1 pseudogene is annotated in these 1,148 nt (G+C 79.9%); it reads right to left on the reverse strand.

Features of this window, described 5'->3' with window-relative positions:
- Positions 1–902 (reverse strand): annotated as a pseudogene (locus KSNIM_RS06900) (hypothetical protein); the annotation flags it as partial.
- Positions 903–1,148 lie beyond the last annotated feature (246 nt).

Here is a 1,148-nt window from a genome sequence, read left to right on the forward strand (position 1 = left end):
CGGACGGCGGCGCCGATGCCCTCGACGGCGAACAGTCCGGCGTACGGCGCCAGGGCCGCGCGGAGCGGACCGGCGGCCCGCCGGGCGACGGGGTGCGCCCCGAGCAGGCCGACGGTCTCCGCGGCCTGGGCGAGCATCGGCAGCCACTCGCTGTCCCGCGGCGCGCCGGGCAGCGCCGGCGCGACGGCGGCGAGCAGCCTGGCGGCCTCCTCGGTGCGGCCGAACTGGGCGGCCAGCAGGGCGAGCGCCACCTTCGGCCAGATGCCCGGTTCGCGTTCCAGTGGCGGCGAGCCCTCGATCAGTCGGGCCAGCCCCGCGGTGTCGCCCTCCGCGGCGAGCAGGCACCAGCGCTGGGTGGCGGCCAGCATCGCGGCGTTCGCGCTGCCTGCCCGGCGCCCGATCGCCTCGGTCTCGGCCAGTTCGCGGCGGCAGTCCTCGCGACGGCCCTCCAGCAGGGCCCGGGCGCCGCGCCACAGCGGCGCGTACCAGCCGTAGAGGGGACGGCGCAGGGTGCGGGCGAGGGCGTCGAAGGCGCTGATCTCGGCATCGGCGGCGGTCGTCTCCCCGGTCTCCCAGAGGGCGACCAGGCGCAGCCGCCGGCCGAGCAGTTCCAGGACGGGATCGGCGGCCGCCGTGGCGAGGGCGACGATCTCCCCGGCCCAGGCCAGCCGGGCCCGGCAGTGGTCCGGGCCGGAGCGCGCGTCGCAGAGTGCGGCGAGGGCCGAGCCGAGCGCGGTGGGGTCGTCCGCGGTCCGCGCCAGCCGGACGGCCTCCTCCGCCAGCGCCGCCCGGTGCTCGTCGGAGTCGACCAGCGCGGCCGCCACCGACAGCCGCGCCGTCACCTCGGCGAGCAGCCCGGCCCACCGGACGGCGCCACGACCGGCGGGCTCTCCCGGCGGCACGGACAAGTCCTCACCGGGATACCGGACCGTTGCCGTCGCGGCGGTCGGTCCGGCGCCGTCCGTCGGGCCCACGGCGGCGTGCACCGACCCCGGCCCGTCCCCGGCGTCGATCTGCGGCTGCTTCCCCTTCTGATCAGCAACCGGGTCCCGCCCGGGCCCGTCGGCCGGCCCGGGCGGCTCGGCCGACGGCTCTCCCGGCGCCTGCGCCGTCGGCCGCGGCGTGCCCTCGCGGTCGGCGGCGGGCCC

The organism is Kitasatospora sp. DSM 101779, assembly GCF_025655475.1.
Taxonomy (GTDB): domain Bacteria; phylum Actinomycetota; class Actinomycetes; order Streptomycetales; family Streptomycetaceae; genus Kitasatospora.